The sequence below is a fragment of the Nonlabens sp. YIK11 genome, assembly GCF_001413925.1.
Lineage (GTDB): Bacteria > Bacteroidota > Bacteroidia > Flavobacteriales > Flavobacteriaceae > Nonlabens.
The window spans coordinates 2,182,975-2,205,296 of the sequence record NZ_LBMJ01000001.1 but is presented as its reverse complement, the minus strand read 5'-3'; the positions used below and the strand labels follow the sequence as shown (position 1 = coordinate 2,205,296).

24 protein-coding genes are annotated in these 22,322 nt (G+C 41.7%); 8 read left to right on the top strand and 16 right to left on the bottom strand.

Features of this window, described 5'->3' with window-relative positions:
• Window positions 1-83: 83 nt before the first annotated feature.
• The 8 genes from AAU57_RS09885 to AAU57_RS09850 form a co-directional block, all read right to left on the bottom strand.
• Entirely contained in the window at window positions 84-1,370 is a 1,287-nt protein-coding gene (locus AAU57_RS09885; RefSeq protein WP_055412756.1) for a beta-ketoacyl-[acyl-carrier-protein] synthase family protein, read from the bottom strand.
• Between the two features lie 80 nt (window positions 1,371-1,450).
• Window positions 1,451-1,921 carry a 3-hydroxyacyl-ACP dehydratase FabZ family protein gene (locus AAU57_RS09880; protein ID WP_055412755.1) on the bottom strand — a complete coding sequence of 157 codons (471 nt, stop codon included), beginning with the start codon at window positions 1,919-1,921 and terminating at the stop codon, window positions 1,451-1,453.
• A 5-nt stretch (window positions 1,922-1,926) separates the two neighbouring features.
• Window positions 1,927-2,706 carry an SDR family NAD(P)-dependent oxidoreductase gene (locus AAU57_RS09875; protein ID WP_055412754.1) on the bottom strand — a complete coding sequence of 260 codons (780 nt, stop codon included), beginning with the start codon at window positions 2,704-2,706 and terminating at the stop codon, window positions 1,927-1,929.
• A complete protein-coding gene (locus tag AAU57_RS09870; RefSeq protein WP_055412753.1) occupies window positions 2,700-3,755 on the bottom strand; it encodes a type III polyketide synthase in 1,056 nt (351 codons plus the stop codon). Before AAU57_RS09870 ends, AAU57_RS09875 begins: the two co-directional genes overlap by 7 nt.
• Window positions 3,739-4,455 (bottom strand): methyltransferase domain-containing protein, encoded by a 717-nt coding sequence (locus AAU57_RS09865; protein WP_231717796.1) that lies wholly within the window; start codon window positions 4,453-4,455, stop codon window positions 3,739-3,741. Before AAU57_RS09865 ends, AAU57_RS09870 begins: the two co-directional genes overlap by 17 nt.
• On the bottom strand, window positions 4,452-5,567 hold the full coding sequence (locus AAU57_RS09860) for an NAD(P)/FAD-dependent oxidoreductase (RefSeq protein ID WP_055412751.1): 1,116 nt from the start codon (window positions 5,565-5,567) through the stop codon (window positions 4,452-4,454). Before AAU57_RS09860 ends, AAU57_RS09865 begins: the two co-directional genes overlap by 4 nt.
• Window positions 5,568-5,613: 46 nt before the next feature.
• Window positions 5,614-5,835 carry a hypothetical protein gene (locus AAU57_RS09855; RefSeq protein WP_055412750.1) on the bottom strand — a complete coding sequence of 74 codons (222 nt, stop codon included), beginning with the start codon at window positions 5,833-5,835 and terminating at the stop codon, window positions 5,614-5,616.
• Window positions 5,836-5,904: 69 nt separating this feature from the next.
• On the bottom strand, window positions 5,905-7,893 hold the full coding sequence (locus AAU57_RS09850; protein ID WP_055412749.1) for a thiamine pyrophosphate-dependent enzyme: 1,989 nt from the start codon (window positions 7,891-7,893) through the stop codon (window positions 5,905-5,907).
• 46 nt (window positions 7,894-7,939) lie between these two features.
• Here AAU57_RS09850 and AAU57_RS09845 point away from each other — a divergent pair, with 46 nt between their 5' ends.
• Both AAU57_RS09845 and AAU57_RS09840 read left to right on the top strand, forming a co-directional pair.
• The gene (locus AAU57_RS09845) at window positions 7,940-8,710 is read left to right on the top strand and encodes a phosphatase PAP2 family protein (RefSeq protein WP_156340102.1); all 771 of its coding nucleotides are present in this window, start codon (window positions 7,940-7,942) and stop codon (window positions 8,708-8,710) included.
• Window positions 8,711-8,719: 9 nt separating this feature from the next.
• Complete coding sequence (locus tag AAU57_RS09840) at window positions 8,720-9,670, top strand: isopenicillin N synthase family dioxygenase (RefSeq protein WP_055412747.1); 951 nt, start codon at window positions 8,720-8,722, stop codon at window positions 9,668-9,670.
• 78 nt (window positions 9,671-9,748) lie between these two features.
• On the opposite strand, the gene AAU57_RS09835 is transcribed toward AAU57_RS09840, so the two are convergent.
• Window positions 9,749-10,996: an NAD(P)/FAD-dependent oxidoreductase gene (locus AAU57_RS09835; RefSeq protein ID WP_055412746.1), complete on the bottom strand. Its 1,248-nt coding sequence runs from the start codon at window positions 10,994-10,996 to the stop codon at window positions 9,749-9,751.
• Window positions 10,997-11,094: 98 nt separating this feature from the next.
• Here AAU57_RS09835 and AAU57_RS09830 point away from each other — a divergent pair, with 98 nt between their 5' ends.
• Window positions 11,095-12,018 carry a mechanosensitive ion channel family protein gene (locus tag AAU57_RS09830; protein ID WP_055412745.1) on the top strand — a complete coding sequence of 308 codons (924 nt, stop codon included), beginning with the start codon at window positions 11,095-11,097 and terminating at the stop codon, window positions 12,016-12,018.
• Window positions 12,011-12,310 carry a DUF3817 domain-containing protein gene (locus AAU57_RS09825; protein ID WP_055412744.1) on the top strand — a complete coding sequence of 100 codons (300 nt, stop codon included), beginning with the start codon at window positions 12,011-12,013 and terminating at the stop codon, window positions 12,308-12,310. The genes AAU57_RS09830 and AAU57_RS09825 overlap by 8 nt, the downstream gene beginning before the upstream one ends.
• Before the next feature lie 118 nt (window positions 12,311-12,428).
• Here AAU57_RS09825 and AAU57_RS09820 read toward each other — a convergent pair whose 3' ends face one another.
• Entirely contained in the window at window positions 12,429-12,833 is a 405-nt protein-coding gene (locus AAU57_RS09820) for an acyl-CoA thioesterase (RefSeq protein ID WP_055412743.1), read from the bottom strand.
• Window positions 12,834-12,911: 78 nt separating this feature from the next.
• Here AAU57_RS09820 and AAU57_RS09815 point away from each other — a divergent pair, with 78 nt between their 5' ends.
• Entirely contained in the window at window positions 12,912-13,724 is an 813-nt protein-coding gene (locus AAU57_RS09815; protein WP_055413734.1) for a TrmH family RNA methyltransferase, read from the top strand.
• 68 nt (window positions 13,725-13,792) lie between these two features.
• Complete coding sequence (locus tag AAU57_RS09810; RefSeq protein WP_055412742.1) at window positions 13,793-15,025, top strand: M48 family metallopeptidase; 1,233 nt, start codon at window positions 13,793-13,795, stop codon at window positions 15,023-15,025.
• 231 nt (window positions 15,026-15,256) lie between these two features.
• Here AAU57_RS09810 and AAU57_RS09805 read toward each other — a convergent pair whose 3' ends face one another.
• A complete protein-coding gene (locus tag AAU57_RS09805; protein ID WP_055412741.1) occupies window positions 15,257-16,060 on the bottom strand; it encodes a DUF4294 domain-containing protein in 804 nt (267 codons plus the stop codon).
• 101 nt (window positions 16,061-16,161) lie between these two features.
• Between AAU57_RS09805 and AAU57_RS09800 the strand changes: the two genes are divergently transcribed.
• Window positions 16,162-17,271, top strand: coding sequence for a M42 family metallopeptidase (locus tag AAU57_RS09800; RefSeq protein WP_055412740.1), 1,110 nt, complete (start codon window positions 16,162-16,164; stop codon window positions 17,269-17,271).
• A 35-nt stretch (window positions 17,272-17,306) separates the two neighbouring features.
• The gene (locus AAU57_RS09795) at window positions 17,307-17,606 is read left to right on the top strand and encodes a CBU_0592 family membrane protein (protein ID WP_231717795.1); all 300 of its coding nucleotides are present in this window, start codon (window positions 17,307-17,309) and stop codon (window positions 17,604-17,606) included.
• 54 nt (window positions 17,607-17,660) lie between these two features.
• Here the strand turns inward: AAU57_RS09795 and AAU57_RS09790 are convergent, their stop codons facing one another.
• The 5 genes from AAU57_RS09790 to argH form a co-directional block, all read right to left on the bottom strand.
• Window positions 17,661-19,106: an L-serine ammonia-lyase gene (locus AAU57_RS09790; protein WP_055412739.1), complete on the bottom strand. Its 1,446-nt coding sequence runs from the start codon at window positions 19,104-19,106 to the stop codon at window positions 17,661-17,663.
• A 102-nt stretch (window positions 19,107-19,208) separates the two neighbouring features.
• On the bottom strand, window positions 19,209-19,718 hold the full coding sequence (locus AAU57_RS09785) for a PepSY domain-containing protein (protein ID WP_055412738.1): 510 nt from the start codon (window positions 19,716-19,718) through the stop codon (window positions 19,209-19,211).
• A gap of 108 nt (window positions 19,719-19,826) precedes the next feature.
• Window positions 19,827-19,991, bottom strand: coding sequence for a hypothetical protein (locus AAU57_RS15045; protein WP_156340100.1), 165 nt, complete (start codon window positions 19,989-19,991; stop codon window positions 19,827-19,829).
• A 16-nt stretch (window positions 19,992-20,007) separates the two neighbouring features.
• On the bottom strand, window positions 20,008-20,931 hold the full coding sequence (locus AAU57_RS09780) for an EamA family transporter (RefSeq protein WP_055412737.1): 924 nt from the start codon (window positions 20,929-20,931) through the stop codon (window positions 20,008-20,010).
• Between the two features lie 90 nt (window positions 20,932-21,021).
• Entirely contained in the window at window positions 21,022-22,293 is a 1,272-nt protein-coding gene (gene argH / locus AAU57_RS09775; protein WP_055412736.1) for an argininosuccinate lyase, read from the bottom strand.
• Window positions 22,294-22,322: the final 29 nt, after the last annotated feature.

Below are 22,322 nucleotides of genomic sequence, written 5' to 3'. Positions count from 1 at the left end.
ATTTTGAAAGATACCCATTTGCCTTGCATCAACAAATAGAGCAAGTCCAGTTATCAACTTTTATTTTAATGAAGTTCTTTAGATCAGTCCTTAAACCTGGCCAGAACAGTGCATGCATTAACATCTCCAAATCCAAAACTTGCCTTCAATAGCACATCAATCTTAGTGGTTATGGTTTCATTTGGGATTTTGGCGGGATCCACCAATTCAGCGATTTCTGGGTGCAATACGTTTAAATTATTGTTTTTAAAAATCTGCTGTTCCTGGGTCTGAAGTATACTACCTACCAATTCAATACTTCCAGCTGCGGCAAGACAGTGTCCAATACTCGACTTAAAGCTGTTCATAAACGGGAAATCCGTTCCTGATCGGTCTAAGGCTTTGGACCAATTCATCACTTCATAGGCATCTTTTCCTGTAGCGGTGACATGTCCATTGATGGCATCCACTTCACTCGCATCAATTCCAGCATCTTTCAATGATTGTCGTATGACTTTTTGAACAGCCGCACCATTAGGTGCCGTCATGCTGCCATCACCACGATGACCACCAGCATTAATAGCGCCGCCTAAAACTTCGCAATAAATCTTGGCGCCGCGATCCAAAGCAGATTCCAAGCTTTCCAACAAAATAGCTCCAGCACCAGATCCTGGAACAAATCCAGCAGCGTCCGCCGCAAACGGTCTGCTCGCCTGTTCTGGATTCTCATTATAATGTGTGGGCAAAATGCGCATCGCATCAAATCCACCCCAAATGTAAGGTCCTGAATCACTGGTAGATCCCACGAGCATCTGTCTAGCTTTACCGGCAGCAATACGTTCATAACCCATGATCAGCGCCTCGGTTCCTGTAGAACAAGCACTGGAATTACTCGTTACCATATTTCCTGCGCCCAATTCACCTGCAAGCCAGGCGCTAATACCACTGCTCATGGTCTGGATCACACTCGTACTGCCCAATCTGCGTACTTTAGCATCATCAATAAGATGAATCGCTTCCCTAAACTTCTCGCCACCGCTTTGACCGGTTCCAAAAATGATCCCGAAATCTTCTAAAGCTTGTTCCTTAGGAGCGATACTCAAACCAGCATCTTCAAAAGCTTGTTTACCAGCGATAATACCATAGAGCATGCCGCTCGCTTTAAAACCACGCTGCTGTAGCGGCGTGAGATATTGATCGATTTGTTCTTGAGTCACTTGCGGAGTTCCAGCCACCTGGCACCCAAAGTTTAAATCGGTTAATTGTTGTTGGAATCTTATACCGCTGGTTCCTTGCTGTAACGCTTTCGCGAAAGCGGAAACCCCAACAGCGTTAGGCGCCACAACACCTAATCCAGTGACCACTACTCTACCCGATTTTTGAGAATTCATAAGTGCTAAGCTAGAAACAAAATGGGAGAAAACCGATTATTGTAATTAGCAGAAGGAGATTTCAAGATGATATTCCACATTTACTGATTCGGTTGGTCACCTGAATCATGCGGTTGATTGAGAATCATACCACTCATCCAGCCTTCGGCGATTTTTTGTTCGTTCTCATCCAGCATTTGAACGACAACTTTAAGCTTATTAAATCGAAAATATTCCTTTTTGGCGCTTACGATCACCGTGGTTCCAGGCAGTACCTGATTCAAAAAATGGACGTGAGCTTCTGTAAAGACAAATTGAGGTTTTGACGGTTGATCCTTAAGTAAATAGCTTCCGAGGCAGGCTAGACCAATTTGCGCCATACATTCCTGTAGAATGACGCCTGGTGTGACGGGTTTGTTGGTAAAATGGTGTTTGTAGAAGTATTCGCTTTCGCGAAAGCGATATATCCCAATCACATGATCATCAGTGAGTTCCAGGAGTTGATCGACAAACTTGAAACCATCGCCATAAGGCAGGTTGGCCACTATTTTTTCCTTTTCTGAAAGCAACATAATTTTTAGGTTAAAGACTCGCCACCATCGACTTTTAGTACGCTACCATTGATAAATGCAGCTTCTGGACGGCAAAGTAAATAGACCAAGTTAGCCACGTCTTGCGGCTGGGTCAAGCGGTTCATGGGATTGCGCTGCAGGCTGTTTTTCTTGAGTTCTTCATACATGGGTATGCGCTGGAGGCTTTCAGTATCTGTCACGCCAGCTTGTATGCAATTCGTAGTGATTCCCAGTGGTGCGTATTCCAGTGCCATATTCCTGGTTAGAGCTTCCAGCGTGGCTTTGGCGGCACTTACAGCTGCATAACCTTTCATGGGCTTGTGGTTGCCTTCACTAGTAAAACTCAAAAATCTAGCCGTTGATGCCATAAGATTATTGGAGATCAATTGTTGAGTCCAGCTATAGTAATTGATTCCCATGGAATGGATGGTCTGGGCAAAGTCTGCTGGAGTGAGTTGATGCTCGCCTGTCAATGGTTTTAAATTTCCCTTAGAGATGCTGTGCAAAAAAAGAAATAGCTTGTTGTTGCCCAGATGCTTTTTGATCTGTTCTATCAACGTTGGAATCTTAAGATCATTCGTGGCATCTGCATTGATAAACAAATGATCTGTACTGTTTTCTAAATTATCAAAACACTGACTTATAGCTTCTTGTTGTGCTCTACCTGAACGATAGATAACGATCAACTTCATGCCGTGGTTGGCACATTTAACGGCTGTAGCATAGCCTAAACCGCTACTGCCACCCAGAATTAAACCATATTTTTGTTCCAGATCTTTTACCATTCCAGCAAAATTCTTTGTGCGGTAAATCCTGGACCAAAACTCAACATTAAACCTAAATCGCCTTTAGCAACATCTTTTCTATTCATAAAACGGTCCAACACAAATAAAACCGTGGCACTACTCATATTGCCGTAAAGTCGCAAAACTTCTTTAGTATCATCAATATTTTTACCCAACTTGCTAAAAAGGGCTTCCACAGTTTGTACTATTTTTTTACCTCCAGGATGAAAAATGAGATGATCAACATCTGCTATTTCTAGTCCGTGCTTTTTTAAAAATGGATGGATAATAGCGGGAAAATGAGAGGCGATGGTTTCAGGAACTTCTTTGTCGAGTACCATTTTAAGACCACTATTGACCAGGTCAAAACCCATCATATGCGTAGCATCTGGAAAATGGTACATCTCGTGACCTTTTATGGTAGGACCGGTTTCATCTTCGTTTGAGGAGAGCAACACACAGGCGCAACCATCTCCAAAGATAGCCGCACTCACCATGTTTGCCATGGAGTAGTCATTGAGTTGGAAGGTTGCTGTAGGCGCTTCTATCGCAACCACAGCGGCTTTTTTGTTGGGATTGGCTCGCAGAAAATTATCGGCATAGATCAATCCAGAAATACCTGCGACACAGCCCATTTCGGTTACTGGTAAGCGTACAATATCCTGTCGCATGTCCAATTCATTGATCAAATAGGCATCGATGGATGGTATCATGATTCCCGTACAACTTACCGTGATGATATAATCCAGATCTTGAGCGTTCCAGCTGGCCTTTTCCAGTGCCTTCTCAACAGCGCGTCTAGCTAGTGGGACGACTTCTCGCCTATAAATCTCGTTACGATCCTCAAAGGATGTTCTCGTGAACACCTCGATGGGATCCATAATAGAATAACGTTTATCCACTGCAGCGCCTTCAAAAATCTTGATGGTCTTGCGACGCAGACGTTCGTCCTGATCTGCAAGCCAAGTCTCTACAAAAGGAAGAATTTCTGCGGTTTCTTTATAATACTGCGGTGTTACCGTGGCAACGCTCTTAATTTTTACGCCCATGTGTTGGTATGATCCATATATAACGGAACGACCACTTCCATATCAATCGGTCATCATCTATTTCCAGTGCCGCGGTGTATCGCTCAAAATCTGCACGTCTAAAACCTGAGGCCACTGAAATCAATCCATCATGGATCGAGATCTCATTACGTATAAAAATAGGGCTTAAAAATTTAAAGAAACCATAAGCCACTGGATGTCTATGAAGGTCATTTATAATTACTGCCAGACCAGCCATTTGCATGAAACGCTTGAGAAAATCCAGAATCACATCTTCACCAAAATGATGCAAGGTCAATGTTACCAGCACGATATCACATTCTAGTTCTTTTAAAGGTGTTTTGAAAATATCGCTTTCGCGAAAGCGAACTCCTTCAATACCTCTGCTCTTCTCCGTGGCATTTTCTATAGAACGGCTGCTTAGATCAACGCCTAGAAGGTCTAATTCATATTGCGGCAATTCCTTTTTCAAATACCGCAACATCGCGCCATCACTACATCCTACATCAATAATGCGGTAGTTTTTCTGAGGATTTTGCTTGATGATATCCAGAATGGCCTTTTTTGTGAACTGGTAACCGCCAAGAAAGGTGTTGCACAAATTAATGTCTGCCACCGCCGTATCCAAGATGTTTGGATCCAGTGAAGGGTCGTCCATCCACTCGGCTTCTGTGTTTCGTTTATTGTAATTAAATCTCAAAGCTGGACTGATTTACCGTGTGTTTTCTTAATGATCATGGGCATTAGGAAAGGTAGTTTAGAAAGTAGGAAATACATCCTACGGGTCCATTTTTCATGAATCAATATTTTCTGGATCCAGCTGCCATATCTCATTCTGGATTGGAACACTTTGTTCCATTCTTTGGAATAGGATGCCATCATGCCAGGTCTGTCTGTTTTACCTTGCAGGTATTCGGTGACTTGTTTAGTTGCGATATGCGCACTGTGAATGGCCATCGCCATGCCGTTCCCGCATAAAGGATGAATCAAACCAGCACTGTCACCTATAAAAAGAAAATCAGTGTTTTTAATTTCTTTGGTACCAAAGGAAATCTGTGAGATGGCAATGGGTTTGTCCCATACAGGAGTCGCTGTTTCAAAGAATTGCTTCAGGTTCTCATTCCTGCTCATAACCTCACGCTGAAAAGTGTCAATATCCTTGAACTTTTTAAAAGACTTATAACTCGTCAAATAACACAAGTTCACAGCGCCTGTTTCCACTTGTGAAAGGCCAGCATAACCACCTTCAAAATTGTGGAGCTCTACTTTATCACTGGGCATGTCAAACTGATAATGCATTTTGACCGCAAGCCATTCTGATTTGGATTGAATAAAGTCTCGTTGTAATTTTTTATCTAGAATCGATCGTTTTCCTGTTGCGACAATGACTTGGTTACAGATATAAGAATCTGTTGCCGTGATGACTGTTTGAATCTCACCAGCAGATTGTAAATCCACCACTCGGTCTTTCACAAAATCGCATCGCTTCTTTGCTATTTGATAAAGTGAGTGATCCAGATGATGCCGTGAAATTCCATAGCCTCCTAGCGGTAATGGTGATGTGATACGGCTACCGTTGCGAAGGGTTATTTCAAAATCAGAAATTTTTGCTGGAGTCAATTCGTCTAGGTCTATTCCTTGACTTTTAAGTAAACCGTAAACTTCAGCACTTAAATATTCTCCACACATCTTATGGCGTGGATATTCGTCTGGATCGATGACCAAGACTTTAAATTGATGGGATAAAGAAACGGCAGCAAAAAGTCCTGATAGGCCGCCGCCGCAAATAATGATATCGTAGTGGGTAGTCACATCTCAAAGATAGATGTGATCCAGCGTATCAAGTGGTGAGAATGTGTTAAGATTGAATTTCTTCAGTTTCCTTATCAGAATAATATCTGCGCTGAATCACTTTCAAAATCAAATAAATGACCAATAGGCTTGCAAAAAGGCCTAACAATAATCTTCCCGTACGTCCCAATGTGCCCTCACTAGGACCAAAGAAAACTAAAAAAGAAAAGAGAATTGTCAGGAACCAAAGGACATATCTAAAATTGTCTGCTTCATCCATAAATTTCATAATCGTAACATTTAGTTTATAATGATTAGGGGAATTTTTCCAAATTTAGCAAAATTCTATAAAGTAGGTTTAGTACTCTAGCAAAGATTTAAGAGATTCCTTAATTCTCTTTTGCGGTAAATAATCTGATTCCAGATCTTTATGGAACGGTATAGGTGTATCGATACTACCTATCCTCATTACTGGAGCGTCCAGGTATTCAAAACAGCTTTCTCCTATCATAGAAGCAATATCACTGGAAACGCTACCAGTTAAATTATCTTCAGAGACCAGCAACACTCGACCGGTTTTCTTGATACTCGTGAGAATGGTTTCCACGTCTAGAGGCGATAAAGTTCTCAAGTCTAGCACATCCATGGTCTCTTCAAAATCGCCGATTAACGGTAATACCCAATGCACAGCGGCTCCATATGTAATGATGGTCGCATCTTTTCCTTCACAAACCAATCGGGCTTTTCCTATTTCAATTTCTACGTCATCAATGGGCACATCACCATAAATAGACCTGTATAAAGCTTTGTGCTCAAAGTAAAGAACAGGATTGGGGTCATTGATGGCCGCGATCAATAATCCTTTTGCATCTGCTGGACTGGATGGATACACAATTTTCAGACCTGGAATGGTATAGAACCAGGATTCATTAGTTTGGGAATGAAATGGACCAGCGCCAACACCAGCACCACAAGGCATCCTGATCACGACATCTGCATTTTGATTCCAGCGGTAATGGGATTTGGCCAGATAATTTACGATAGGATTAAATCCGCTGCTCACAAAATCTGCAAACTGCATTTCTACAACCGCCTTCATCCCAGCAATACTCAATCCCATGGCCACTTCTACGATAGCGCTTTCACAAATAGGCGTGTTACGCACGCGATCCTTGCCAAATTCCTCAAGAAAGCCATCAGTAATCTTAAAAACACCTCCATAATCTGCGATGTCCTGTCCCATGATGATCAGGTCTTCATGCGCTCGCATGGCAGATTTCAAACCTTTATGAATGGCATCCACAAACCTGATGTTCTCCGTTTCACCGTTAGAAGTTGTATTGTTATACGTGACGGGTTTGTAGACGTCTGCCAACTCTTTTTCTATGGTGGAATTAGGTTCCGCTTTCGCGAAAGCGATATTCAAATGATCTTCAATCTGTGACTTGATCTCATCGCTCCATTCCAAGATGTCTGCTGATGTGATGTATTGTTTATCCAAAAGTTCCTGCTCCAACATGCGCACTGGATCGCGCTGTTCCCAGTAATCCATGAGCTCATCTGGAACATATTTGGTACCGCTGGCCTCTTCATGTCCACGTCTCCTAAAGGTTTTAAATTCTATCAAAACAGGCCGCGGATTCTTTCTCATATCTTCCAGAATCTGCGAGGTTTTATGATACACCTCGATGATATTATTGCCATCAATGACGTGCGATTCCATTCCATAACCTATGGCGCGATCTGCTAGGTTTTCACAGCGGTATTGCTCTGACGTTGGTGTACTAAGTCCATAGCCGTTGTTCTCTATACAAAACAAAACAGGAAGATCCCAAACGCTGGCTACGTTGAGCGCCTCGTGAAAATCGCCTTCGCTGGTTCCACCTTCACCAGTAAAAACTACGGTAGCCTTTTGGCTATTTCTTAATTTTTGGGCAAGCGCGATACCATCTGCCACACCCAATTGTGGTCCCAGATGCGAAATCATTCCTATGATCTTGTACTCTTGAGTTCCAAAATGGAAGCTGCGGTCGCGACCTTTTGTAAAACCTTCCAGCTTGCCCTGCCACTGTGCGAATAGTTTCCACAATGGGATGCCTCTTGAAGTGAATACACCCAAGTTTCTATGCATAGGTAAAATGTATTCATCAGATTGCATCGCCATAGTCACACCTACAGCGATCGCTTCTTGACCTATGCCAGAGAACCATTTTGAAATCCTGCCTTGGCGCAATAGGATGAGCATTTTTTCTTCTACTAGTCTGGGTAATAGCATGCCTTTGTATAGTTCTAAAGCCAGCTCGTGATTGATTTGATTTAATTCTATTCCAGAAGAAATTGAAGACATCTTAATTAGTTTTGCAAGTATCCAAATGTAGGATAAACTTATATGTTTGTATAGAATTTACAGAGCGTCCATCATGTTCAAAAAAATATGTTTTATCCTGCTTTCATTCTGTGTCACAATCAATGCACAGAAAGACAGTATTATAGATTCTACAAAAACAGAGATTCAATTAACCGGATTTATAGCTCCTGCAGCACTGATTGCTATAGGTATGTATGGACTACATAACGAGCCCTTTAAAAAATGGGATGTCGATCTCAATAATTCTTTAAGTAAAGAAGGCCAACAAACATCAATAGATGACTATATCTATCTGGTTCCTGGGATCGCGGTTTATGGTTTGGACCTCATGGGTGTCGAACCTAAAAACAATGTTCTTGATAGAAGTTTACAATTGGGAGCCAGTTTAGGTTTGATGTATGTAGGCGTTAAAACCATGAAACGAACTATAGGCAGAAAAAGGCCAGACGGTTTAGGAAACAGCGCTTTTCCTTCTGGGCATACGGCATTTGCATTTGTGTTGGCAGAGTTTGCCCATCAGGAATTAGGGCATATTTCATATTGGTACAGCATAGGTGCGTACTCCATCGCGACAACAACGGCTTATTTGAGATTATATAATAATAAGCACTGGTTTACCGATGTAATTGCTGGCGCTGGTATAGGAATGTTTTTGACTAAGTTGGTGTATTATGCCTATCCAAAGCTAAAGAATCTTATCTTTAAACCTAGTATTGATAACGAATCTGTGAGGTTTTCATTCTCACCACAATTGGTTGAAAATAAAATTGGAGCAGGATTTAATTTGACTTTTTAATATTTTAAGATGAACAACATACCTAGCGTGGATCTTGCAGATTTCCTAAGCGATGATCCAGAGAGAAAAAAGAAATTTATTGATGAAATTGGAAAGGCCTATGAAGAGATAGGTTTTGTGGCGCTTAAGAACCACTTTCTTTCTGATGAGTTGGTAGAAAAATTATATGCACAGGTTGAAAAATTCTTTCAGCTGCCTGTGGAAACCAAGGAATCCTATGAGCGTCCAGAATTAGGCGGCCAGCGTGGATATGTTTCTTTTGGGAAAGAACATGCCAAAGGAAAAAAAGAAGGTGATTTGAAGGAGTTCTGGCATTTTGGTCAAGAGCCTAGCGATGATGCAGACCTTACGGAAACCTATCCGGATAACGTAAAAGTCAAAGAACTACCCGAATTCAACAAAACAGGAATGGAAGCTTATAGAATGCTGGAGAAAACCGGTATTTATGTACTTAGAGCTTTGGCACTGCACATAGGACTTCAAGAAAATTACTTTGATCACTGGGCTAGTAATGGTAACTCTATTTTGAGACCTATTCATTATCCACCTATAACCAGCGAACCAGAAAATGCGGTACGCGCCGGTGCTCATGGTGATATCAATTTGATTACCCTATTGATGGGCGCGAGCGCTCCTGGATTACAAGTACAACGTCGTGATGGTGAGTGGCTGGATGCCATCGCCCAAGAAGATGAATTAGTGATCAACGTAGGTGATATGTTGCAACGACACACCAACAATAAATTGCGATCTACCATTCACCGAGTGGTAAATCCACCAAGAGAATTGTGGCATACACACCGCTACTCTATTCCGTTCTTTTTACATCCACGTAGTGATATGAGATTGGATTGTCTGGAAGAGTGTATCGATGAGGATCACCCTAAACAATATGAAGACATCACTGCAGGTGAGTTTTTACACCAGCGATTAGTAGAAATAGGACTGATCAAGAAATAGCTTGATCTTCTAAAAACTAAAAATCTAGAGCTGACCTAAAAGTTTGCTCTGGATTTTTTTTTGATCTCACGTGAAGTTCTAGCCTACCACTACTTTTCCTTCAATTTTATCGATCACGGCTTGTGCTGCAGCTTTACCGTTGAGCATTGCTGCATTGAGCGATCCATTACTCAATTGATCACCTGCTAGATATATGTTTTGGGTTAGCTGTGTTTCAGTAGGATTCATGGAGTAATTAAGATTTTTCAAGTCTGGTAATGCTTTATGGATCGTTTTAGAATGGACCAATTCACCAGCATCGATCTTACAATGCTCCTTCATTTCCATTCGCACTCTCGCTGCCAGTTCGTTAATGTCGTATTCATGGCTCTTCACAATAGAAACGCTCAGCATTGTTTCATGACCTTCAAACACATCTTGCAAAAAATGGAAATTATTACTTAGCGTGTTTTTTGCGCTCACCAGTCCAATAATAGGTTTGCCGAAACCTTTATGTTCCGTTTTGAAGTATAGCACGGTAACCTCCTGCCACTTCATGTTTGAGATAGGAAGATTAGGTACCAGCCTATCGGCTTGTGTGGCTATGATCGTGTAATCAGATTCCAGTTTTGATCCATCAGCTAGCGTGATTTGGGAACCTACTACTCTAGATACGGGTTGGTTAAGGTGAATGTGCTCACTTGGCAACTGTTCTGCAAGCTGCTTTGGAATGTCTGCAATTCCGTTTTTAGATAAGGTGGCACTGCCCTGCGCGAACATTTTGAATACAAATTCAAACATTCGGCTACTGGTTTGCAGCTCATCTTCCAGAAAGATTCCCGCATAGAATGGTTTAAAGAATTTTGAAATGATCTTCTCTGAAAATCCAGCTTCTTGCAGGTAAGCCAGTGTGGTTTGTTCCTTTGCCTCAAAGATTTCCTTAAGAGATTTTTGTTTCAGCTTTCGCGAAAGCGTAAATATTTTCAACTTGTCTTTTATCAATCCAACTTTTGAAAAAGCGACCATGAATAGAAAACTAGGATCTCTGGTAGGATCTCCAACGGTTGATTTTTTACCGTCAGTGAATAGGTAGGCACCTGGTGAGAATTTGATAAGATCCAAAGATTCCAGATCCAAGAATTCCTGCGCTGCTGGGTAGGAATCCAACAATACCTGGAACCCATGATCGAGTATGTTACCGTCCTTGTAGTCTGTCGCTACACGACCACCTACATGAGCCGCAGCGTCATATAATTGTGCGTTGTACCCAGAATTCTTGAGGTGAATGGCGGCGCACAGACCGCTCACGCCTGCGCCTATGATGGTTATGGTTGGAGAATTTTGCATCTTACAAAAATAAACCAGCAAGGCAGACCGCATCGACTTTTGTCTAAGCTTAACACTTATCATTCAAACACAGTCTATTTTTACATAAATCCAGCATCATGACCCAAGAAAAAATTGAAAACGCAGAGTCCTTTAGCGAGCAGATCAGCATCGCTTTGGGCAATTATTATAACCATTTTGTTGAGTTGCTGCCACGCTTAGGACTAGGATTGATCATCATCATATTAGGATTTTTGATAGCTGGTTATATAGGTAGGTTTACCTCGAGACGCGTGAAAGCCAGAACTGCAGATCCCTTAATGAGCCGTTTCCTGGGACAAGCCATACGGTTATTGTTGATCATTGCATTTATAGTCTTGTCACTTCAAGCTGCCGGTTTTGGTAACGTGAGTGCAGGGATTTTTGCCACTGCTGGAGCCAGTGCCGTGATATTGGGATTTGCATTCAAGGACATAGGTCAAAATTTTATCGCCGGAGTCATCTTGAGTTTCAACAGACCTTTTAATGTTAATGATACGGTTGAGATTGGAGACAATTTTGGGAAGGTAAAAGCATTGGAATTTAGATACACAAAACTCAAAACCTTTGACGGTAAAGATGTCTACATCCCTAATAGTGATGTCATTACCAGACCTGTAACCAATTATACCGAAGACGGATTCTTCCGTTGGGATTTTATGGTAGGGCTAGATTACGAAGATGATATCAATCTCGCCAAAGCGGTTATTCTCAAAACCCTTGAAGATGACCCTAGAGTAATAACCAATGAGGAACATCAAAGCTATGTGGCAGAGGACGAACTAGCCACAAGTACCGTGAACGTAAAAGTCATGTTCTGGGTAGATACGACAGATTATGGTAGGGTCGCTACACAAACGAAAGGTCGAGTCATAGGCAATGTGAAAAAAGCCCTGATGCAAGAAGGATTCTATCTACCGGCAGATATTCAGGAAATCAAGCTGTATGGTCGTGAGTCTGAACTAAATTTGTCCATGAAAGAAATAAAAAGCAGCGATGATTAAAATTTTTAGATACCTAGCCATTGCAGAAGGTTATTCATTCCTTTTGGTCCTCTTTGTGACCATGCCACTCAAATATCTAGGCGGTATAGGAATGCCCAACAAAATTGTAGGAATGGCGCATGGTTTTTTGTTTTTAGGCTATGTGGTTCTTGCCATTGTGGTGGCTCAAATCCTCAAGTGGAAATTTAAGGACACGATTATAGTGATCTTAATGTCTGTAGTGCCTTTTGGTACATTCTGGATGAAGGATAAATATTTGAACGATGGTTCAGAAACTTTAGAGGCAGCCTAATCGTTGAAATAAGATCTAGAATTAAGACTAAACTCACGACACAAAAGAACTTATTTAAGAGTTCGTCGTTTTCAGTTGCAAGCTGAATTTATAGTTTGTTATTCCTCTATTCCCAAGATTATCCGCCTATACCTCGACGCTTCATGCGTTCTGATTGATATTCGGTTTCTGTTTTACCGTGAGGTGCTGGCTTTCCATTCTCATCCAGATTGACAAGGATGATCGTTTTGATGGTGATGATGGTTTCATACGTCATCTTATTGCGCACCACACAATGCAGATTGATGGAAGTCTTCCCAAAGGAATTGACCTCAAGACCTATTTCAATGATGTCGCCTGTTTTGGCGCTGGCTTTAAAGTCAATGTCACTCATATACTTAGTCACCACTCTAGAATTTTCAAACTGTATGATGGTGTAAAGGGCTGCTTCTTCATCAATCCAGTCCAACAACCTACCACCGAATAGCGTGCCGTTAGGGTTGAGATCTTCTGGTTTGATCCATTTGCGCGTGTGGAAATTCATGACTTTAGTTTGTTCAAAATTAAGCAAACCCACAATCAATTACATATTGCATTAACTTTGTCGCATCAACCCTACCACGTGAAATACATCTCGAGCCCGCATAATGCCATCATACGCCATGCAGAGCAACTGCAGCGCAAGAGCAAGACCCGCAAAAAAGAAGGTCTTTTCTTGATTGAAGGACAACGAGAAATAGGTCTCGCCATTACTGGCGGCTTTGAAATCAATAAAGTGCTCATTTGTGGTGATATTCTTTATAGCTCCAACGATTTTACAAATGACCAGGTCATTGCAGATCTTGGTTTAAAAGGCGACGAGGAGTTGATTGCCGTCTCTCAGGACGTTTATGAAAAGCTTGCCTACCGCAGTGGTACGGAAGGTTGTATCGCTTTCGCGAAAGCGAAAAAAACCAATCTATCCAACTTACCATTATCAGACAACCCATTGATTCTCATCGCAGAATCACCAGAAAAACCAGGAAACGTAGGTGCCCTGTTAAGGACGGCAGATGCTGCTGGAATTGATGCTGTGATCATCGTTGACCCCATATCAGATTTGTTTAATCCCAACGTGATTCGATCCAGTGTAGGCTGTATTTTTACTATGCCTACCGTCATCGCTACCGCTGCAGAATGTGTGGCATTTTTGCAAAGCAAATCGATTGACCTGTATGCGGCGACCCTTCAAACAAGTGAACGCTATGACCTTGTGGATTTTAAGAAGCCTGCAGCCATCGCGGTAGGCACAGAAGCTACCGGTTTATCCCAAGTGCTACGAGATGCTGCCACCACTAACATTATTATTCCCATGAGTGGCGCCATTGATAGTATGAATGTAAGTGTGAGCGCAGCTATCCTACTTTTTGAAGCGAGACGCCAGCGTGGTTTTTAACCGAGAATCGTGTACAACTCCTGTGCATTTTGTAACATTAAACATCTTGATCCAGCTACCTTTGTAATATGGATGCGCAAACTCTTTTTTACATCATTATAGGAATTCTGAGCTTTGAATTTCTATTGGAACGCACCTTGAGTTACCTTAACTATACCTGGTATTCTAAGCCAATTCCTGAAGTTGTGAGCGATGTCTATGATGCTGCAGAGTATGATCGCTCGCAGGAATATAAAGAGACCAATTTTAGATTTGGCACCATATCGGCTACTGTTTCCTTTGTCGCAACCATAATGTTCCTGTTTTTGGATGGTTTTGCCATTGTAAATGCCTGGGCGCGATCTGTGGCAGATAATGACATTCTGATTGCCATTGTTTTCTTTGGGATCATTGCGATTGCTGGCGAGTTGATCTCATTGCCGTTCTCATATTTTGGCACCTTTGTGATAGAAGAGCGTTTTGGTTTCAACAAGACCACAAAGAAAACATTCATTATCGATAAGATAAAAGGCTGGTTGCTTACCGCGATTTTAGGTGGCGGTTTGCTGGCCATCGTCATTTTGTGCTATCAATGGGCTGGCGATGATTTCTGGTGGTACGTCTGGATTTTGGTTTTTGTGATTTCGCTGTTAATGAACATGTTCTATGCGAGATTGTTTGTTCCCTTATTCAACAAACAAGTACCGCTGGAAGAAGGACCGCTGAAACATAAAATCAGCGATTATGCGGCAACGGTTGGATTCCAGCTCGACAAAATATTTGTCATCGATGGTAGTAAGCGATCTACCAAAGCAAATGCCTATTTCAGCGGTTTTGGCAGCGAAAAGCGCGTGACGCTTTACGACACCTTGATTGATAAGCTCTCTCACGAAGAGATCGTGGCCGTCCTCGCTCACGAGGTAGGCCATTACAAGAAGAAACACATCATCTACAATCTTGTGGCTAGCACAATCACTACTGGATTGACGTTATGGTTGTTTTCGCTTTTTGTCGATAGTGATTTATTGGCTCAGGCGTTAGGCGTGACTCAGGCATCCTTTCATGTAGGTCTGGTTGCTTTTGGACTGCTCTACGCACCCATTTCTAGAATTACAGGTCTGATTATGAGTTCGCTTTCGCGAAAGTTTGAATACCAGGCAGACCACTATGCCCAAGAAACCTATGCAGGTTTGCCATTGATCAATGCGCTCAAGAAGCTTTCCAGTTCGAGCCTAAGCAATTTGACACCACATCCGGCCTATGTCTTTTTTCACTACTCACACCCAAGTTTAGAGCAACGTATCGAGGCGATGAATGGGTGATCCAGCACAGGTTTAATTTCCGCTTACAGTGCGATTCTGAACGATCTTTGTCATTACGACAATTCACGACAAACCAAATGTCGTAAGTAATACCGTGGCAAAAAGTACCGTACTTCGACTGAATTACTATTTTTAGAAAATTAAATTTTCAGTACATGAATTGGATCGCAAAAAAATAAGTGAAACCCGTAAGATCAAAGGTCTCACTTAAGAACAGTTAAAAAGCTAGATTTAATTATTTCTGCGTTTTCGGCGTCGCTCCTTTTTAGCCTTTTTCTTTAAGTACTCCTCACGTTTTTTGGCACGTTCCGCTAGATTGACTTTGTCGTAATTGGGCGGCAAATTGGCTTCAAAATCCTTCCACAACGCTCGTCCTGCAAAATAATCTACTGGTATGGCTGGATCCTGTGGTTCCAGTGTGTCACGTTTGAATTGCTGCTGTAGGATGTCCTCAATATAAAAATCTTCTACCACAGTCATGGGCTGGTATTCTTCCTTAAGTGAGATGTCAAAAAAGCTCGCGGTATTATTGAACCAGAACGCACTCCAGCCACTGCGCAATCGCTTGATCAATTCAAAAGCGGTATCACCCGTCTGTCTATGGATCAATTTGATAAGGATCTGACCTTCCGTACGGGTTAGTTTTTTCAGTTCTTCTTTGAACTCGTCCTCGATGTAATTCTCCACCATTTTGGCATATCGCCTTTGGTCTCCTTTATTATCTATGGTGGCGAGCCTTCTGTCCAGTTCGGTAAGGCGTTCTGCGGCGAGTTTTGCATATGGCCACACGCGTTTTACCTTGCGTTGTAAAATCAGATATCTAACACGCTCGTAACGGCTGGTAAATTTTAGGTCTTGGATAAGCAAAATCTCATCGAGTTCCACGGCACTTACACTATCGCCATCTATGTAAAAGTAGTCTGCATTTGCGGTCTTGACGCTGTCTGTAGGTTGTGGAGAAGATGGTGTTGTTTGCGCTTTCGCGAAAGCGGAACACATCAAAAGCAACATCAAAAAATAAAGTCTCTGAATCATACCCAAATAGTGCCAAAAAGCATTCCAAAGTTAAGAATATACCCTAGAAACAAACGGTTTCTAGAGGTCGATTATTATCTTCACGACAAATTGAAAAAATAATGGCAGACAAGAGCATACTTAACGATACATCGATGGAATTTCTAGAGAAATACCTCAATACCGCATCGCCTACCGGTTATGAATGGAATGGGCAGCAAGTATGGATGGATTATCTTAAACCATATGTGGATGAATTTATTACGGACAATTATGGTACCGCTGTAGGTGTCATCAATCCAGATGCAAAATATAAAGTCGTGATAGAAGGACACGCCGATGAAATCTCGTGGTATGTCAACTACATCACTGATGATGGACTAATTTACGTCGTGCGCAATGGTGGATCTGACCACCAAATTGCACCGTCAAAAAGAGTGAATATCCATACACCGCAAGGTATTGTTACAGGCGTTTTTGGCTGGCCAGCGATTCACACTCGTGATAAATCCAAAGAGGAATCTCCCAAACTCGAAAACATCTTTATCGATATAGGTGCCGAGGATAAGGAAGAAGTGCTTAAAATGGGCGTTGATGTAGGTTGTGTCATTACCTATCCAGATAAATTCATGGTGCTGAACAAAAACAAATTTGTCTGTCGTGCCCTAGATAACCGCATGGGCGGATTCATGATCGCCGAAGTGGCTCGATTGCTTAAAGAGAATAAAAAGGAATTGGACTTTGGACTTTATGTGACCAACAGCGTGCAGGAAGAAATAGGATTACGTGGCGCCGAAATGATCACACAAACGATCAAACCTAACGTGGCCATCGTGACAGATGTAACGCATGACACAACTACACCTATGATCGATAAGAAAACCAATGGTGATGCTGCCATAGGCAAAGGTCCAGTACTGGCTTATGCACCAGCGATACAGAATAAGCTGCGCAACATCATCATGGAAACAGCGACGAAAAACAAGATTCCTTTCCAGCGTCGTGCTACCAGTAGATCCACAGGGACTGATACAGATGCATTTGCCTACAGCAATGGTGGCGTACCTAGCGCCTTGATTTCATTACCATTGCGTTATATGCACACCACAGTGGAAATGGTACATCGTGAAGACGTAGAGAACGTGATTAAAATGATATATGAGACCTTGCTGGTTCTTAAAGCAGATCAAAGCTTCAATTATTTTGAAGGTCGCAGCGAGAAACTCATCTAATCTAGGTTTTAGACCCTTGATAAATCTGCCAGTTGATGCCTAAAGACATGAGCTGGCAGTTTTTTTACCAAAACAAAGAAAATATGTTGACCGCTACAGATTGGATAGGTGCTATAGGAGTCTTTCTTATTTTACTGGCGTACTTCCTCACGGTAATCAAGAAAGTAAAGAACGAAGATCTAACTTTTGTACTCCTCAACTTTGTGGGCGCATCGCTGGCTTGCTTTGCTTCCATCCTATTGGAATACTGGCCGTTTATAATTCTGGAAGCCTGCTGGAGTTTGATTTCCTTATACTCATTGGTGAATTACTTCACTCGAAAAAACCAACTTTAAGAATCTCAGCTATTTATTTAGATCAGATAATTTATCTACCTATAAATAAACAAACTAGCAATCCGATAAGGCTACGTTTACGGCAAGACCACCTTCACTAGTTTCTTTGTATTTGGAGTTCATGTCTTGTGCCGTTTGCCACATGGTTTGAATGATTTTATCCAGTGGCACCTTTGCATTTTTGGCATCTGTATCTAGTGCCATCTCACAGGCATTGATGGCTTTGATGGCGCCCATGGCATTTCTCTCAATACATGGAATCTGGACCAATCCAGCAATGGGATCGCAAGTCATCCCTAGGTGATGTTCCATAGCGATCTCGCTCGCCATTAATACTTGGGCTGGTGTGCCGCCCATCAATTCAGTTAAGGCACCAGCAGCCATGGCACTACTCACGCCTATTTCTGCCTGACAACCGCCCATTGCCGCGCTTATGGTGGCTCCTTTCTTAAACAACGAACCTATTTCTCCAGCAACGAGTAGGAACTTTTTGATGTCTTTAAAATCGGCAGAATGGTTTTCTATCACTAAATAATACATCAATACGGCTGGAATAACGCCAGCGCTACCGTTAGTTGGTGCAGTGACTACTCTGCCTAGAGACGCGTTGACTTCATTAACGGCCAGAGCAAAACAGGAAACCCATTTGAGGATTTCCCTAAATTTTACCTCAGTACCTCTTATGGCTTCAATCCATTCTTCTTTATTCGAGTATTCGGCGCCTTTCTGTAAACGCTGGTGCGTATCATAGGCTCGACGTCTTACATTCAAACCACCTGGTAAGATACCTTCTGTATGACAACCAGTGTACATCGAGTCCAGCATCACATCCCAAATATCTTGCAATCGGGAATCGATGTCTTCAGAATCATTGAGATATTCCTCATTTTCCAAAACAATCTGTGAAACCGATTTATTTTCTCGATCACAATAAGCCAATAAATCTACCGCATTGGAAACCGGTCGTGGAAAACACTCAAAAATAGCTCTTTGTCTTGCTGCTCTTTTACGCTCTTTTTGCACAAAGAATCCGCCGCCTATGCTGTAATAGGTTTCAAATATGGTCTTGCCTGAATCCAACACGGCTTTGAATCGAATACCGTTAGGATGAAACGGCAAAAAGTTTTTATTGAACCTAATCGCCTTTTCTGGATGAAACGTAATGAGGTGAACGCCATCCAGCTGCAACAAATGCTGGTGGTTGACATACTGCACGGTTTCTGGAATCTCTGCTATATCGCAGGTTTGTGGATCTGCATTGGTGAGTCCTAAGATGACCGCGATGTCAGTAGCGTGACCCTTTCCTGTCAAGGACAGTGAGCCATAAAGATCAATTTCTATGGCAGTGACATTTCCTAAAACACCTTTATCTCGCAATTTCCCTAAAAAATTGCGAGCTGCTCGCCATGGTCCTAACGTATGCGAACTGGAAGGTCCAACGCCTATTTTAAGCATATCAAATACGCTTATAGCCTCAATCTTTTTAGGTAATTCACTCATGCAATCTGTACTTAATTTTCGCGCGCAAATATACATGGAATCCTAAGTCCATATCGCAAAAACCAAGATCACTAACCTATTGAAAAAGTGTTCCCTTCCAGATTAAACAAATAGCAACACCAGCGTGAGTACCAATCCAGCGGCGGCAAACCACATCCCTTTTTTGAAAATAGGTGTGGACGGTAAAAACATCCAGAAAGCCGACACTACAAAGAATAACAGACTGACACCAAAGAAGATATTCAAAAAATAAAGCGGATCTCCAGTTTCTGCTTTATGGAAGTTTTGAAGCTTATTGAGTAAGTATGGTGTTTCTACTTTAGTGTAGGCCGCAGCTCCAGTTGTTTTGTCGTAAGAGCCGTTTTTAAAATTGATGGTCGTAGCCGTTTCTGACGTGGCGCTAAATCTTCTAATCTTCAGCTCCTTACCTACTTGATCTGCAGTAAGATTAGGCTCTAGAGTGGTCTCGATCTCGGTTTTCTTTTTGAAAACATCGGTGTCACGATAGATGAGTGTCACACCACTTATTGCATACACAGCCATGATTCCCGCTAGGAAAAATCCTAGATAGCGGTGATACATTCTTACTTTGTTAGAGGTTTTTCTTCCCATGAAAAATTATTATTTGGAATATTTCTAAATAGCAAATTTACTATAGCTTTCTCAATTTGGAGAACACTAACTCCATTTAATTTTCAAGATTGTATCCTGAAAATAAAATTATTTTTTTGGGAAGAACATGGTGTCAATGTCGATTACCATCAACAAACTGATACGTTGTGTGTTTGATGGTACTATAGTTCGCTTTCGCGAAAGCGAATTCCTTACATATATCAACGGTTCAAAATCAAGAGACTGTGGTTGTTCAAGAGACTTTATCTTCATTTCATAGAAGGATTTTCTAGGGTCGCTTAGTAGCTACCACATCATCCTTTGTTCTCTTACGGCTATTGATAAAATAGACGCCAGTCAATAACAAGAGTGCCGCGATGCCGGTTTGAAGGCTTAATTCTTCTTCAAGAAAATACCAGCCCAGCAAAATGGCGATCACTGGATTAACAAAGCTGGATGTAGATACTTTTTCTGGAGATACGTTTTTAAGCAAATAATTAAACGAGGTGAAGGCAGCAATACTTCCAAAAAGAATCAAACAAACCAATGAGATTTGCGTTTGTGCTTCCCACGCCAGCGGTGATTTCCATGTTTCATCAAAGGCCAAACTCCCAATGACCAACAAGACTCCAGCAGACAACATCTGGTAAGCTGTAGCCACAAAAAAATTGGCTGGTAAGTCTGCAGAAGCCACAAAAAGACTGCCGCTACACCAAGCGATCAAACAGGTGAAGATCATAAGAATCCCTATGATCATGCCGTCTTTTGCGATGATATCGTTTTGGCTTACCAAAAAATACATCCCTATAATTCCCAGCGTGACTCCTACCATGGATTTCCACTGTAATTTTTTGCGTTGTATAATGCGCATCATCAATAAAATTATCAATGGCTGTAATGCGGCGAGTAAGGATGCAAAACCAGAGTCAACCCATTTGAGCGCCCAGACAAACACACCGTTACCATAAGCCAAGAACAGAAAACCAGCCAGAATGCAATTAAGCAATTGCTTTTTTGTAATCGCTAGACTGTACTTTAAAGATCTGGCAATAATAAATATGATGATGCTGGCAGATATAAATCTTATCGACGCCAGAAAGAATGGCGGCAACTCAAGCACTGCCATCTTATTCCAAAGATAGGTGCTGCCCCAAAAAACATAGATACAGAAAAAAGCAAGAATTAATATCCACGTTTTTTTGGAAAACTTCATGGTTGTGCAGCTTCTGGAATTAAGCGGGCAAAGCTATGCTTTTCCACAACCATAGACCGTTGAAGGCGTTTATTTAATTCTTAAAAAACCTTAGGACCATTTGTTTCTAATTTCTTCTAGATTCAAATTATGGATGCTACCCTCGTGAGAATGCTTTTTTGAATAATCAGGTTGGTAAGTTCCATCCTGAACTTGACCACCTATCGTTTTATAGGCGTCTCTAAAACTAGCGCCGTCCACTACAAGATTATTGATGCTATCTACTGTAAATAAATATTGATATTTAGGGTCGTTGAGATCTATGTCGGTCACAATTACTTGCTGGATGGCATAGTTCAAGATCGCTAAACAATCCTGCATGTCCACAATGGCTCTAATCATGGATTCTTTCATCAATTGATAATCTCTGTGATAGCCGCTAGGAAGATTGTTTGTCAATAAAACCATCTCACTTTGAAGCGCTTGTATGCGATTACATTTCCCACGAATGAGTTCAAAAACGTCTGGATTCTTTTTGTGAGGCATGATACTACTACCTGTGGTAAGCGCATCAGGAAAGCTCACGAAGCCAAAATTCTGACTCATGTACAAACAAATGTCCATCGCAAATCTGGAAAGTGTATTTGCCAGACTTCCCAAGGCATAACTAATCGTGCGCTCACTCTTACCACGAGCCATTTGTGCGGCCACGACGTTATATTTGAGTGTGGAAAAACCCATTTTCTCTGTAGTAAAAGTCCTGTCAATCGGGAACGAACTACCATAACCAGCCGCACTTCCCAACGGATTTTGATCCACAGTTTTAAAAGCGGCTTGAAGCAAATAGTTGTCATCTACCAGCAATTCTGCATAGGCAGAAAACCACAACCCAAAAGAAGATGGCATTGCCACCTGCAAGTGCGTGTAACCTGGAAGCAATTGATCTTTATGAGTTTCGGCGAGGTTCAATAAGGTTTCAAACAACTCATGACTTTGAGATTGAATGGCGGTTAATTGCTCTTTATAAAACAGTTGTAAAGCCGTGATCACCTGATCGTTTCGTGATCTTGCGGTATGTATCTTTTTACCAACATCACCATAACGCTGGGTAAGCTCGCTTTCAATTTTTGAGTGTACATCTTCAAATTCTTGCTCAATGACAAATTCGTCATTATCGATCTGTTCTTTGAGAATCGCAAGGCCTTCCGTAAGCTGAGCCAATTCATCTGCTTCCAAGATGCCTATTTCCTTAAGCATTTGCGCGTGCGCCAGTGAAGCTTGAACATCGTATGCAGCAATGTGTAAGTCAATCTCACGATCGTTACCTACGGTAAATTGCTCAATCCTATCGTCTATCTTAATTCCTTTGTCCCAAAGTTTCATAACCTAATTTTCTCTATTTACTATTGCCT